At 67.2% G+C, this 13,870-nt stretch carries 11 protein-coding genes; 10 read left to right on the top strand and 1 reads right to left on the bottom strand.

Features of this window, described 5'->3' with window-relative positions; genetic code table 11:
- Positions 1–35: 35 nt before the first annotated feature.
- The 10 genes from SLNSH_RS00810 (at position 36) to serA (ending at position 12,760) form a co-directional block, all read left to right on the top strand.
- Positions 36–1,037 (top strand): NAD(P)H-quinone oxidoreductase, encoded by a 1,002-nt coding sequence (locus tag SLNSH_RS00810; protein ID WP_106334741.1) that lies wholly within the window; start codon positions 36–38, stop codon positions 1,035–1,037.
- A 157-nt stretch (positions 1,038–1,194) separates the two neighbouring features.
- Positions 1,195–1,911, top strand: coding sequence for a DUF1013 domain-containing protein (locus SLNSH_RS00805; protein WP_106334740.1), 717 nt, complete (start codon positions 1,195–1,197; stop codon positions 1,909–1,911).
- A gap of 288 nt (positions 1,912–2,199) precedes the next feature.
- Positions 2,200–2,730 carry a peptidoglycan-associated lipoprotein Pal gene (gene pal, locus SLNSH_RS00800; protein ID WP_106334739.1) on the top strand — a complete coding sequence of 177 codons (531 nt, stop codon included), beginning with the start codon at positions 2,200–2,202 and terminating at the stop codon, positions 2,728–2,730.
- Between the two features lie 161 nt (positions 2,731–2,891).
- Positions 2,892–3,962 carry a tol-pal system protein YbgF gene (gene ybgF, locus SLNSH_RS00795; protein ID WP_106334738.1) on the top strand — a complete coding sequence of 357 codons (1,071 nt, stop codon included), beginning with the start codon at positions 2,892–2,894 and terminating at the stop codon, positions 3,960–3,962.
- A complete protein-coding gene (gene tilS, locus SLNSH_RS00790) occupies positions 3,959–4,987 on the top strand; it encodes a tRNA lysidine(34) synthetase TilS (protein WP_245421927.1) in 1,029 nt (342 codons plus the stop codon). The genes ybgF and tilS overlap by 4 nt, the downstream gene beginning before the upstream one ends.
- A gap of 174 nt (positions 4,988–5,161) precedes the next feature.
- A complete protein-coding gene (ftsH, locus tag SLNSH_RS00785; RefSeq protein WP_106334737.1) occupies positions 5,162–7,087 on the top strand; it encodes an ATP-dependent zinc metalloprotease FtsH in 1,926 nt (641 codons plus the stop codon).
- Positions 7,088–7,298: 211 nt separating this feature from the next.
- A complete protein-coding gene (glmM, locus tag SLNSH_RS00780) occupies positions 7,299–8,642 on the top strand; it encodes a phosphoglucosamine mutase (protein WP_106334736.1) in 1,344 nt (447 codons plus the stop codon).
- Positions 8,643–8,823: 181 nt separating this feature from the next.
- Entirely contained in the window at positions 8,824–9,645 is an 822-nt protein-coding gene (locus tag SLNSH_RS00775; protein WP_106334735.1) for an outer membrane protein, read from the top strand.
- 159 nt (positions 9,646–9,804) lie between these two features.
- Positions 9,805–10,977 carry a phosphoserine transaminase gene (locus SLNSH_RS00770; RefSeq protein ID WP_106334734.1) on the top strand — a complete coding sequence of 391 codons (1,173 nt, stop codon included), beginning with the start codon at positions 9,805–9,807 and terminating at the stop codon, positions 10,975–10,977.
- A gap of 202 nt (positions 10,978–11,179) precedes the next feature.
- Positions 11,180–12,760, top strand: a complete 1,581-nt coding sequence (gene serA, locus SLNSH_RS00765; RefSeq protein WP_106334892.1) for a phosphoglycerate dehydrogenase — start codon at positions 11,180–11,182, stop codon at positions 12,758–12,760.
- A gap of 144 nt (positions 12,761–12,904) precedes the next feature.
- Here the strand turns inward: serA and SLNSH_RS00760 are convergent, their stop codons facing one another.
- On the bottom strand, positions 12,905–13,813 hold the full coding sequence (locus SLNSH_RS00760; RefSeq protein ID WP_245421925.1) for a DMT family transporter: 909 nt from the start codon (positions 13,811–13,813) through the stop codon (positions 12,905–12,907).
- Between the last annotated feature and the right edge of the window lie 57 nt (positions 13,814–13,870).

The following is a 13,870-nucleotide window of genomic DNA, read 5'->3' as shown; positions in this document are numbered from 1 at the left end:
GCGCAACGCCGGGGCGGCCAGGAGAGGAGACCGGAATGAGCGCGCTGCCCCAGACCATGACCGCTATCGGCATGAAGGAGCCCGGTGGTCCCGACGTCCTCGCGCCGGAGACGCGCCCCATCCCGCAGCCTGGCCCGGGAGAGGTGTTGGTGAAGGTGGCGGCGGCTGGCGTGAACCGGCCCGACGTGATGCAGCGCAAGGGGCTATATCCGCCGCCGCCCGGCGCGTCGGACATTCCCGGCCTCGAGATCGCGGGGGAAGTCGTCGCAGTCGGCGCAGGCGCGTCACGCTACAAGGTCGGTGACCGGATCTGCGCGCTGGTGGCGGGCGGCGGCTACGCGGAGTACTGTCCCGTTCACGAGAGCAACGCGCTCCCCATCCCAGCCGGGATCTCCATGGCCGAGGCCGCGGCCATTCCCGAGACGTTCTTCACCGTCTGGACGAACGTCTTCGAACGTGGCCGGCTGAAGCCGGGCGAAAGCTTCATGGTGCACGGCGGCACGTCCGGGATCGGCACCACCGCCATCATGCTGGCGAAGGCGTTCGGCTCAACCGTGCTGGCGACGGCCGGCTCCGACGAGAAGTGCGAAGCCTGCCGCAAGCTCGGCGCGGATGTCGCGATCAACTACAAGACGCAGGACTTCGTCGCTGAAGCCAAGGCCGCCACCAACAAGAAGGGCGTGGACGTCATCCTCGACATGGTCGGAGGCGACTACATCGCCAAGAACTACGAGGCGGCGGCGGTGGAGGGCCGCATCGTGCAGATCGCGTTCCAGGCCTCGTCCAAGGCGCAGGTCGATTTCATGCGCCTGATGCTCAAGCGGCTCACGCACACGGGTTCGACCCTGCGCAGCCGCTCCGCGGCCGAGAAGGCGGCCATCGCCGACCAGCTCGTGGCCAAGGTTTGGCCACTGCTGGAGGCGGGGAAGGTCAAGCCGGTGATCCACTCCACCTTTCCGTTGGCCGAAGCCGCAAAGGCGCACGCGCTGATGGAATCCAGCCAGCATATCGGCAAGATCGTGCTGACGGTGAGGTGAGCGCGATTGCGTCCGGGACGACAGCGCATTATATAGCGCGCATCCCCGATCAGTGATGGCTGCCCAGGGGCTCCGACCGAAAGGTCCGGCCGGAGCGCGAGGGGCTTGTGTCGCGAGCCGGGCCCCGATTCAGCGCCGCATGCAGAGGAGCGCGATCATGAGCAATGGACCGCTGATGCCGAAGGCGACGGCCGTCTGGCTTGTCGACAACACGTCGCTGTCGTTCGAGCAGATCGCCGATTTCTGCAAGCTGCATCCGCTCGAGGTGAAGGGCATCGCCGACGGCGAGGTCGCAGCCGGCATCAAGGGCCTTGACCCGATCGTGGCGGGCCAGCTCACCCGCGCCGAGATCGAGAAGGCGGAGCGCGACCGCGACTACCGCCTGAAGCTCGCGGTCTCCAGCGTCCGGATTCCGGAGCAGAAGCGCAAGAAGGGGCCGCGCTACACCCCGCTGTCGCGTCGCCAGGATCGGCCGAACGCCATCCTGTGGCTGCTGCGCAATCACCCGGAGCTGAAGGACGCGCAGATCATGCGTCTGGTCGGCACCACCAAGACGACGATCCAGCAGATTCGCGAGCGGACCCACTGGAACGCGGCGTCCTTGGCGCCGATGGACCCGGTGACGCTGGGCCTGTGCTCGCAGATCGACCTCGACTTCGAGGTCGCCAAGGCCGCCAAGGACCGGCCTGCGGCCGTGGAGGAGAGCGGCCAGACGCTGCTGCCCGCCGAGGTCACCACCGCCAAGGAGCCCGTGGCTGCCCCCTTCGCTTCTCTCAACGCGCCGCGCGAGGAGGAGGAGAAGATCGACGCCGAGTCCGTCTTCGCCAAGCTCAAGACCGTGAAGCGTCGCGACTACGAAGACGACGAGGAGTGATCCCAGGCTGTTGCCTGCGAGTCACAGACTTTCACGATGGCCGGGTTCGTCCCGGCCATTCGCTTTTTTGGCGCTCTTTCGCCGCAAATCAGCTTTGAGACAGGCTCCGTCTCACCCGTGCGGCGCACCGCTGAGCCCGAGCTCGGCCGCTTCACGCCTCGTTAACCATCCTGCCAATCGCTCGAATGCAACACATCCCGCAAAGCATTCGGAAAGGTTGACGGAACCTTCGCTTAACCACCCGGGCGTAAGCGTCGGACACAACCGGACTTCACAAGGAGCAATACCATGACGGGTACCATCGCGGTCGCGAAGGCGGCGAAGCTCGGAATCGTGCTCGCGGCGGCGCTGACCCTGGCGGCCTGTTCGTCCAACAAGGCCGCGGACGGCGCCGGCGGCATGGGCGGCGCAGGCGCTGGGCGCTTCGGCGCGGGCGGGGCGGCGACGCCTGGCTCTGCGCAGGACTTCATCGTCAATGTCGGCGATCGGGTCTTCTTCGAGACGGACTCGACCGACCTGACCCCGACGGCCACAGCCACGCTCGACAAGCAGGCGCAGTGGCTGGGCCAGTACCCGCGCTATGCGATCACCATTGAGGGCCATGCGGACGAGCGTGGCACGCGCGAGTACAACTTCGCTCTCGGCGCCCGTCGCGCCCAGGCCGCCCGCGACTACCTCGTGTCCCGGGGCGTGAACGCCTCGCGGCTCAAGACGATCTCCTACGGCAAGGAACGGCCGGTCGCGGTTTGCGACGACATCTCCTGCTGGTCCCAAAACCGCCGGGCCGTGACGGTGCTGGGCGGCGGCGCAGGGATGTGATCCCAGCGCTTCCAGAAGCATGACGCCGGCGCCCAATGGGCGCCGGTTTCGTTTTGAGGCCTTATTGTCACGCTCAAGCCTCGCGGCCGACATATTTTGGCCCGTGGGCGTTCCCATGGTAGACGGGCCTCGCCATGACGATCCCCGGAAATCCATTCGCCATGATTCGTCGTTTCGCATGGGCCCTTGCGGCCATCGCCCTGCTCGGCGCCCTCGCTCCCGCCGCGCAGGCCCAGGAAGTGTCGGACCTGGTCGTGCGCACCAACCGGCTCGAAGGCCAAGTGCGCCAGCTGTCGGGGCAGATCGAACAACTCCAGTTCGAGAACAGACGCCTTCAGGACCAGCTCAAGAAATTCCAGGAAGACGTGGAATTCCGGTTTGGTGAGATGAAGGGCGGCGCGGGCGGCGGGCGCCCGGCGGCGACCGGCGTAACGCCCCAGGCGGCGCCTCCCAGGGGACAGAAGCGCGGCGACGCCTTCGATCCCGCAGCGCAGCCGGGGGCGCCCGGCGCGCCACGCACGCTCGGCTCGCTGGAGAATGACGGTTCAGCGGCGGCGCAGCCGCGCGCGCCCCAGGGGAGCGGGCATCAGCGTGGGATCGCCGACCTTATCGAGGATGATCCCAGCGCTCCGATGGACCTCAACAGCATGAACCGCAACGTGGCCGGGCTGCCCCAGGGGGCGCTGCCGCCTGGCGGGACGCAGGCCTATCCAGCCCAGCAGCAGGCCTATCCGCAGGGCGGCTACCCGCAGGCCGGGTACCCGCAACAGCAGGCGGCGCCCGGCATGCCGCGCGGAGCTTATCCCAGCCAGACCGGCACGACGGTCGCGACGGCCGGCACCGGATTGCCCAAGGACGAGTATGACCTCGCCTATGGGCTCGTCCTGCAGCGGCAATACGAGCAAGCCGAACAGGCTTTCAAGCAGTTCCTCCAGACCCATCCGCGCGACAAGCTGGCCGCCAACGCGACCTACTGGCTGGGCGAGACCTACTACCGCCGGGGCCAGTACCCCGACGCGGTCGAGCAGTACCTGAAGGTCTACAAGCACTATAACAGTTCGGGTGTGGCGCCGGAGAGCATGCTGAAGCTCGGCCTCGCCCTGCGCGGCATGGGCCAGCCCGACCAGGCTTGCGCGACCCTCGCCGAGGTGGCGCGGCGTTATCCGAACGCCTCCGGGGACGTCCGGGCCAACGCCGACCGCGAGTTGAAGCGCGGCAACTGCACGAATTGAGCCACGACGTCGGCCAGCCGATCACGCCCGAGGAGATCGAGGGCCTTTTCGCCTCTCCTCTCGCCTTTCGCCATGTGCTTCTCGCCGTTTCAGGCGGCGCCGACTCCACGGCGTTGATGCTGCTCGCTGCCCAATGGCGCTCATCCAGGGCCGAGGGGCCGCGACTTTCCGTGGCGACAGTGGATCACGGCCTGCGCCCGGGCTCCGCCGAAGAAGCCATCCGGGTCGCGGATTGGGCCCGAAGCCTCGGCCTTCCGCATGTCACGCTTCCGTGGGTGGGCGTGAAGCCGCGAACGCGGATCCAGGAGACCGCCAGGGGGGCTCGCTACCGCTTGCTGGTCGAACACGCCGAGCAGATTGGGGCCGAGGCGCTCGCGACCGGCCACCATGCCGACGACCAGGCCGAAACGGTTCTGATGCGGCTCATTCGGGGAAGCGGCCCCGCTGGGCTGGCCGGCATGGCGCCCATCTCCATGAAGGGCTCGATCGTCCACGTGAGGCCCCTGCTGGCGGTGGAGAAGACGCGGCTGGTCGCCACATTGTCCGCGGCCGGGCATCCCTGGATCGAGGATCCCTCCAACCGATCCGAAGCCTATGGCCGGAACCGCCTTCGCCGGATCATGCAGGCGCTCGAGCCCGAGGGGCTGAGCCGAGCGCGGCTGACAATGATGGCGAGCCGCATGGCGAGGGCCGAGGAGGCCCTGTCGGCCGCCGCGAGCGAAGCCTTCCGGGCGTTGGTTGCAACGAGCGGCGAGGGCTCCACCATTCAGCCAGCGCTTTGGGACCAACCGTCGGAAATTCGGCTGCGGGTGCTGGTGGCCACCATACAGTCGGTGAGCGGGGGCGAGAAGTCCGTGCGGCTGGAACGCGCTGAACAAGCCTGCCGGCGCCTTGAAGGAGCCTTTCTCCGGGGAGAGCCTGTGCGTGCAACCCTCGGGGGCTGCCTCGTGTTCCTGGACAGCGCCGGACATGTCGCGGTGACGCGGGAGGGGGCCAGGCGACGTGGCTCATTTCGTCAAGCATAGCCGTTCGATCGGCTCGCCAAGCCGCCAAGCTCTTGCTAAGGAGCGGGTTCGCATGGCGGACGTTGTTCCCGGGCCTTCCCTTGGCAAGGACAGGGCTCAATCCTACATTAGCCAAACGCAACCTCTCGAGATCGCTGCCGGCGGTTCGAGACTGACCAAGGCGATCGATCGGTAATGAACCCGAACGTCCGCAATTTCGCCCTCTGGGTGATCATTTTCCTGCTCGTGCTCGCGCTGGTGACGCTGTTCCAGAACCCTGGTCAGCGCGGCCAGTCGTACGACATGAGCTACAGCCAGTTCCTGAGCGAGATCGACTCGGGCCGGGTGTCTAACGTCGTCATCCAGGGGCCCGAGATCCACGGGACGCTCTCGGACGGCCGGCAGTTCCAGACCTATGCGCCGAACGATCCCGGCCTTGTGCAGAAGCTGTCCCAGAAGGGCGTGAACTTCTCGGCCAAGCCGCTGCAGGAGAACCTGCCGTGGTTCCTGGCGCTGCTCGTGAACTGGATGCCGCTGATCGTGTTCATCGCGGCCTGGATCTTCCTGTCGCGCCAGATGCAGGGCGCGAGCGGCAAGGCCATGGGCTTCGGCAAGTCCAAGGCCAAGCTCCTCACTGAGGCCCATGGGCGCGTGACGTTCGAGGACGTCGCCGGCGTCGAGGAGGCCAAGGAGGACCTGCAGGAGATCGTCGAGTTCCTGCGTGATCCGCAGAAGTTCCAGCGCCTCGGCGGGCGCATCCCGCGCGGCGTGCTGCTTGTCGGCCCGCCCGGCACCGGCAAGACGCTGCTGGCGCGCGCGATCGCGGGCGAGGCCAACGTTCCGTTCTTCACCATCTCCGGCTCCGACTTCGTCGAAATGTTCGTGGGCGTCGGCGCCAGCCGCGTGCGCGACATGTTCGAACAGGCGAAGAAGAACGCGCCCTGCATCATCTTCATCGACGAAATCGACGCAGTTGGCCGGCACCGCGGCGCTGGCCTCGGCGGCGGCAACGACGAGCGCGAGCAGACGCTTAACCAGCTGCTGGTCGAGATGGACGGCTTCGAGGCGAATGAGGGCATCATCCTCATCGCGGCCACGAACCGCCCCGACGTGCTCGACCCGGCGCTGCTGCGCCCGGGCCGCTTCGACCGCCAGATCGTCGTCCCGAACCCGGACGTCATCGGCCGCGAGCGCATCCTGCGCGTCCATGTCCGCAAGGTGCCGCTGGCGCCGGACGTGGACCTCAAGACCGTCGCGCGCGGCACGCCCGGCTTCTCGGGCGCGGACCTGATGAACCTCGTCAACGAGGCCGCCCTGCTGGCCGCCCGCCGCGGCAAGCGCATCGTCACCATGACGGAGTTCGAGGACGCCAAGGACAAGGTCATGATGGGCGCCGAGCGCCGCACCCTGGTGATGAGCGAGGACGAAAAGCGCCTCACCGCCTATCACGAGGCTGGCCACGCCATCCTGGCCTTCAACGTCAAGGCCACGGACCCGGTGCACAAGGCGACCATCATCCCGCGCGGCCGCGCGCTGGGCATGGTCATGCAGCTGCCGGAGCGCGACAAGCTGTCCATGAGCTACGAGCAGATGACCTCGCGCCTCGCCATCATGATGGGCGGCCGCGTGGCGGAGGAGCTGATCTTCGGCCATGACAAGGTCACCTCGGGCGCGGCGTCCGACATCGAGCAGGCGACCCGGCTTGCGCGCATGATGGTGACCCGCTGGGGCTTCTCCAGCGAGCTCGGCACGGTCGCCTATGGCGAGAACCAGGACGAGGTCTTCCTCGGCATGTCGGTGTCCCGGCAGCAGAACATCTCCGAGGCGACGGCCCAGAAGATCGACGCCGAAGTGCGGCGGCTGGTCGAGGAGGGCTACAAGGAGGCCACGCGGGTCCTGACCGACAAGCGCGACGAACTCGAGACCCTGGCCCAGGGCCTGCTCGAATACGAGACGCTGTCCGGCGAGGAGATCCGCGACCTGCTCAACGGCAAGCCGCCCGTGCGGGACATCTCCGACGAGCCTCCGAGCCGAGGCGCCCCGGTGGTCCCGACGGCCGGCAAGGGCCGGCCGCGGCCGGAGCCGGACGCCGGTGGCATGGAGCCGCAGCCGCAGACCTGACGGCATTCCACCAGAACCGCATCAAGAACGCCCGGCCCTCGCGCCGGGCGTTGCTTTTAGTGGCTTGCGCGTCCACAAGTTCCCGAGCGCTTTCCGCCGCTTTCGGGCATGTTGCGGTTTGAAAAGATTTGTGAGTCACACTTTTCCCAATCTCGCGCCATAACAGGCGCAATGCTTCGGCCAAGCCGAAGCCACCGGGACAGGGACCAGCATGACCAGGAAGTATTTCGGCACGGACGGCATCCGCGGGCTTTCCAACCGGGTGATCACGCCCGACCTGGCGCTGCGCGTGGGCCAGGCGGCCGGATTGGCGTTCCAGCGCGGCGACCATGCCCACCGGGTCGTGATCGGCAAGGACACGCGCCTGTCCGGCTACATGATCGAATACGCAATGGTGGCGGGCTTCACCTCCGTCGGCATGGATGTGATGCTGCTCGGACCGATGCCGACCCCGGCGGTGGCCATGCTGACGCGATCGCTTCGCGCCGACCTCGGGGTGATGATTTCGGCCTCACACAACCCTTTTCAGGACAACGGCATCAAGCTGTTCGGGCCGGACGGCTTCAAGCTCAGCGACGAGACCGAGCGGGAGATCGAGGCGCTGATCGACGCCGATCTCGCGGCCAAGCTGTCGGCGCCTAAGGATCTCGGCCGGGCCAAGCGCATCGAAGGCGTCCACGCGCGCTACATCGAGTTCGCCAAGCGCACGCTTCCGCGCAACATGGACCTGGACGGGCTCCGCATCGTGGTCGATTGCGCCAACGGGGCGGCCTACAAGGTCGCGCCCGAGGCCCTTTGGGAGCTTGGCGCGGAGGTCATCGAGATCGGTGTTGAGCCGGACGGGTTCAACATCAACAAGGATGTGGGCTCCACCTCGCCGGAGGCGCTGAGCCGCAAGGTGCGCGAGCTGCGCGCCGATATCGGCATCGCGCTGGACGGCGACGCGGACCGGGTGGTGCTGGTCGACGAGAAGGGCCAGGTGGTGGATGGCGACCAGCTCATGGCGGTGGTCGCCAAGAGCTGGCGCGACGACAACCGGCTGACCCAGCCCGGCGTGGTAGCCACCATCATGTCTAACCTGGGGCTGGAGCGGCATCTCTCGGCGCTGGGGCTCACCCTGGCGCGGACGGCGGTGGGGGACCGCTACGTGCTCGAGCACATGCGCGAGCATGGCTACAACCTCGGTGGCGAACAGTCGGGCCACATCATCCTGTCCGACTACGCCACGACGGGCGACGGCCTGATCGCCGCCTTGCAGGTGCTCGCGGTCGTGAAGCAGCAGGGGAGGCCTGTGAGCGAGGTCTGCCACTGCTTCGAGCCGCTGCCGCAGATCCTGAAGAACGTGCGGTTCAAGAAGGGAGAGCCCCTCAAGGACGAGACGGTCGTCAGCGCCATCGAGGCGTCGCGCGAGCGTCTGGGCGCCAATGGGCGGCTGGTGATCCGGCCGTCCGGCACGGAGCCGGTCATCCGGGTCATGGCCGAGGGCGACGATCGCGACCTGGTCGAAAGGGCGGTGGACGACGTGATCGACGCGCTCACGTCCGTGGCCGCGTGAGGCCAGCAGCGGTGAATAAGGCGCCGATCATTGCAACCTTTGCGATTACTGGGGTTGTGTCTGCCTCGTAACCTTAATTCTTAGGGTTAAGCTCGCCTTAACTTTCCCGTGACATCGTCCCCCTGTCGCAGTGCGGCCGGACGGCTCAGGCCTGGTCCGGCCCCAGCAGGGAAATTGAGTCATGGGCAGCGTTAAGGTCATCGCTCTTGTCAGCGCCATGGCGATCGGGGCGATCGGCGTCGCCCAGGCCGCCGACATGCCGCTTCCGCCTCCGCCGCCGCTGGCGCCCACCATCGAGCCGGCTTCTGACTTCAGCGGCTGGTACATTCGCGGCGATGTGGGGGCGGCCTTTGCCCAGCAGTCCAGCTTTGAGGCGATCGCCACGCCGGCTGTCCCGTTCACGCATGATTACGATTCGGTGGGCAACGCCGCTATCTTCGGGATCGGCGCCGGCTACCAGTTCAACAGCTGGTTCCGGGCGGACATCACGGGCGAATACCGGACCGAGATGAAATATCGGGCCACGGACAGCTACGCTGATGCGACCAACTGCACCAATCGATGCCTTGATCTTTACACGGGCAAGCTGCGCCAGTCGGTCTTCCTCGCCAATGGATATTTCGACCTCGGCACCTGGTACAATGTGACGCCGTATGTCGGCGTCGGCCTCGGCACGACCTACAAACAGTTCGGCTCTGTCGATGACTACAATCCGCAAACCGGCGGTCACGGCGTTTCGCGCGCCTCCGACAAGTGGGGTTTCGCTTGGGCCCTGATGGCGGGCGCGAGCTTCTCGATGACGCAAAACCTCAAGTTCGACGTCGGCTATCGCTACCTGAACATGGGTGATTACAGCACGCTGATCGTCTGCGATTGCGGCAACTCGACCCAGGAGCACAAGTTCAAGCTCGCGTCCCATGATGTCCGCCTGGGCCTGCGCTACATGTTCACTGATACGGCGCTGCCGCTGGAGCCCGCTCCCCCGCTCGTGCGCAAGTACTGATCTCAGGAAGGCGGCCAATTAGCCGCCTTCCCAAAGGGCGGCCCGCGGATGCACCGGGTCGCCCTTTTCGTTTGACGACGCGCGCGCGCAGGCCTAACTCCGTCCGCGGGACACTCCTCCCCAACGAGGAGCGCCCATCTGGAAGGATGGAGACAATCAATGGCGAATGTCGCGCCCGGCCAAAAGCCGGCCAATCCCCTTTTCTCGTCCGGACCCTGCGCCAAGCGCCCCGGCTGGTCGCTCGAGGCGCTCAAGGACGCGCCGCTGGGCCGCTCCCACCGGGCCAAGGTCGGCAAAACCAAGCTGAAGCTGGCGATCGACCTCACCCGCGAGGTCCTTCAGGTCCCAGCGGACTTCCGCATCGCCATCGTGCCCGCCTCGGACACCGGCGCTGTCGAGATGGCGCTGTGGTCGCTGCTCGGCGCCCGCGGCGTCGACATGCTGGCCTGGGAGAGCTTCGGCGAAGGTTGGGTCACGGACGTCGTCAAGCAGTTGAAGCTGAAGGACGCGCGCGTCCTCAAGGCCAGCTATGGCGAGATCGTCGACCTGGCCTCCGTGAATTTCGACAACGACGTCGTTTTCACCTGGAACGGCACCACCTCCGGCGTGCGCGTGCCGAACGGCGACTGGATTCCGGCGGACCGCAAGGGCCTGACCATCTGCGACGCCACTTCGGCGGCCTTTGCGCAGCGCCTCGACTGGCCGAAGCTCGATGTCGTGACCTTCTCCTGGCAGAAAGTGCTGGGCGGCGAAGCCGCGCACGGCATGCTGATCCTGTCACCGCGGGCGGTCGAACGGCTCGAGAGCTATACCCCGGCCTGGCCGCTGCCGAAGATCTTCCGCATGACCAAGGGCGGCAAGGTCACCGAGGGCCTGTTCGAGGGCGAGACCATCAACACGCCTTCGATGCTCTGCGTCGAGGACTACATCGACGCGCTGCAGTGGGCGAAGCGGATCGGAGGCCTCGACGGCCTCGTCGCGCGGGCCGACGCCAACACCAAGGTCCTGGCGGACTTCGTCGCCCAGCATGACTGGATCGCGTTCCTGGCCAAGGATCCCGCCATCCGGTCCAACACGAGCGTGTGCCTCCAGTTCGTGGACCCGGCCGTGACGGCGCTGCCGGCCGACGCGCAGGCGGCTTTCGCCAAGGCCGTCGCCGGGGCGATCGAGAAGGCGGGCGCGGGCTTCGACATCGGCGCCTACCGCGACGCCCCTCCCGGCCTGCGGATCTGGTGCGGCGCAACGGTTGAAGCGTCCGATGTCCAGGCGCTGACCGACTGGATCGCATGGGCGTTCGCTGAAGCAAAGGCCGGGCTCAGCAAGGCGGCCTGACATCTTCCTCTCCGGCGCGAGCGGGGAGGGGCAGGGGGGAGGGCTGGTCCGACTGGGCCCGCCCTGGAGGGCTTCGGCCGTTGCGGCTGCCCCTCGACCCTGCCTCTCCCCCACGGGCTGGAGGGGCCCCTCACCTCTTCACAATCCGCAAGGCGCACTGCGCCGCCCCTCCCGCGGTGGAGGGATGAAGGAGACCTGCACCATGGCTCCCCGCGTTCTCATTTCCGACAGCCTGTCGCCCGCCGCCGTCGCCATCTTCCAGGAGAGGGGCGTCGCAGTCGACGTGAAGCCCGGCCTCGACAAGGACGAACTCGCCCGCATCATCGGCGACTATGACGGCCTCGCCATCCGGTCGGCCACGAAGGTCACGGCCAAGCTCCTGGAGGGCGCCAGCCGCTTGAAGGTGGTCGGTCGCGCGGGCATCGGCGTGGACAACGTCGACATCCCGGCCGCCACCGCCAAGGGCGTGATCGTGATGAACACGCCGTTCGGCAACTCCATCACCACGGCCGAGCACGCCATCGCGCTGATGTTCGCGGTGGCGCGCCAGATCCCGGCGGCCGACGCCTCCACGCAGGCGGGCCAGTGGGAGAAGAACCGCTTCATGGGCGTGGAGATCACCGGCAAGACGCTGGGCGTGATCGGCTGCGGTAACATCGGGGCGATCGTGGCCGAGCGGGCTCTCGGCCTGCGGATGCGGGTCATCGCCTTCGACCCGTTCCTGTCGCCCGAGCGGGCGCTCGACCTCGGCGTCGAGAAGGTTGAACTCGACGATCTGCTCGCGCGGGCCGACTTCATCACCCTCCACACGCCGATGACGGCGCAGACGAAGAACATCCTCTCGGCGGAGGCTCTGGCCAAGACCAGGAAGGGCGTGCGCATCATCAACTGCGCGCGCGGCGGGCTGGTCGACGAGGTAGCCCTCCGGGCGGCGCTCGACAGCGGGCATGTGGCCGGCGCCGGCTTCGACGTGTTCACGGTCGAGCCTGCGAAGGAGAACCCGCTTTTCGGCCACCCCAACGTGGTTTGCACCCCGCATCTCGGCGCGTCGACCACGGAAGCGCAGGAGAACGTGGCCCTGCAGGTGGCCGAGCAGATGTCGGACTACCTGATCCGGGGCGCCATCACGAACGCCATCAACTTCCCGTCGATCACGGCCGAGGAAGCGCCAAAGCTGAAGCCCTTTATTGCGCTCGCCGAGAAGCTCGGGTCTTTCGCGGGCCAGCTCACCGAGACGGACATCAAGGAGGTCCGGATCACCTACGAGGGTGGCGTGGCTGGCCTGAAGATCAAGGCGCTCACGGCTGCGGCCATTGCCGGCCTGCTGCGCCCGGCGCTGCAGGATGTGAACGTCGTGTCCGCCCCGATCGTCGCCAAGGAACGCGGGATCGTGGTGGAGGAGACCACGCGGGCGGCCGAGGGCGATTTCGAGTCCCTGATCACGCTCGAGGTGGTCACTGAGCAGATGACGCGCTCCATCAGCGGCACCGTGTTCCACGACGGCAAGCCGCGCATGGTGGCCATCAAGGGCATCAAGGTGGACGCGGAGTTCGCGCCCTCGATGATCTACGTCACCAATGAGGACAAGCCCGGCTTCATCGGCCGTTTCGCGAGCCTCCTGGGCAATGCCGGGGTCAACATCGCCACCTTTGCGCTGGGCCGCGACGCCCAGGGCGGTTCGGCGATCGCGCTGGTGGAAGTGGACGGCGAGGTTCCGGCGGATGTGCTGGGCCAGATTCCCGCCCTGCCCGGCGTGAAGCAGGCCAAGGCGCTGCGCTTCTGAAAAGCAAGCGGCCGGGTCGAACCGTCATCGCGAGGAGCCTGGCGACGAAGCGATCCAGTGGGGCGGACGTCCGCCGCCTGGATCGCATCGCCTTCGGCTCGCGATGACGGAGAGTGGCGCTAGCTGGCCGCAGACGGGCCTGGGCTAGCGCTTGCCGAGCCTTTCGGCGATGAAGATGCCGCCGAGGACCAGGGCGAGGGCGGCGGCGCTGGAGAGGCCGAAGGGCTCGCCCAGGATCAGAACCGCCAGGAAGGCGCCGAACACCGGCACCAGGTTGACGAAGAGCCCGGCGCGGCCGGGTCCTATCAACTGCACGCCCCGCATGAAGAAGATCTGCGCCAGGAGGGACGGGGCGATGCCCACATAGGCGGTCACCAGCCAGCCCTTTGTGGTGGGCCACTGGATCTGGCCGCGCCAAGCTTCGAGTCCCAGCAAGGGGAGGGAGGTCAGGAAGGCGACGCCGGCCATGAAGGTGAAGAGGCCGATGCCGGAGACATTGGGGCGCTGCCGCAGGCCAAGCGTGTAGAAGGCGTAGAACACGCAGGCGACGATCATCCAGAGGTCGCCGATGTTGAATCGCAAGGCCAGCAACTCGTCCAGGCTGCCGCGGCTGGCCAGCACCAGCACGCCCACGACCGTCACCACCATGCCGACCACCTGCATGGGGGAAATCGGAACGCCGAACGTAATCCTCGCGCCGATCAGGACCAGAACCGGGATGGCGCCCTGGATGATCGTGAGGTTCACCGCGCCCGTGTAGTGGGCGGCCTCATAAAAGAGGGCGTTGAAGGCGGTGAAGCCGAGCGCGCCCATGCAGGTCAGCATCAGCCAGCGCGGCTTCAGGGCGGGCCAGTCCTGGATGAACTGCCGGCGGGCGAAGATGAGCAGGATGACGCAGGAGATCACCCACCGGCCGGAGGTGAGCACCATGGGGGAGACCTGGCCGACCGCCATCCGGCCCGCGACGGCGTTCGCGCCCCACATCAGCATGGTGAGGCCGAGCAGCACGTAGGGCCGGCCCCAGAGCAGCCGGTTGACGATCGCCTCCTGCACGCATGCCTCCCCGTCCCTGATCATGCTTGATGACGTGACCGACCCTGCTATTCAAGT

It is taken from the genome of Alsobacter soli (assembly GCF_003004785.1).
Taxonomy (GTDB): domain Bacteria; phylum Pseudomonadota; class Alphaproteobacteria; order Rhizobiales; family Beijerinckiaceae; genus Alsobacter; species Alsobacter soli.
Note: the sequence above shows the minus strand (reverse complement) of the source record. Positions and strands in the feature narration are given on the sequence as shown.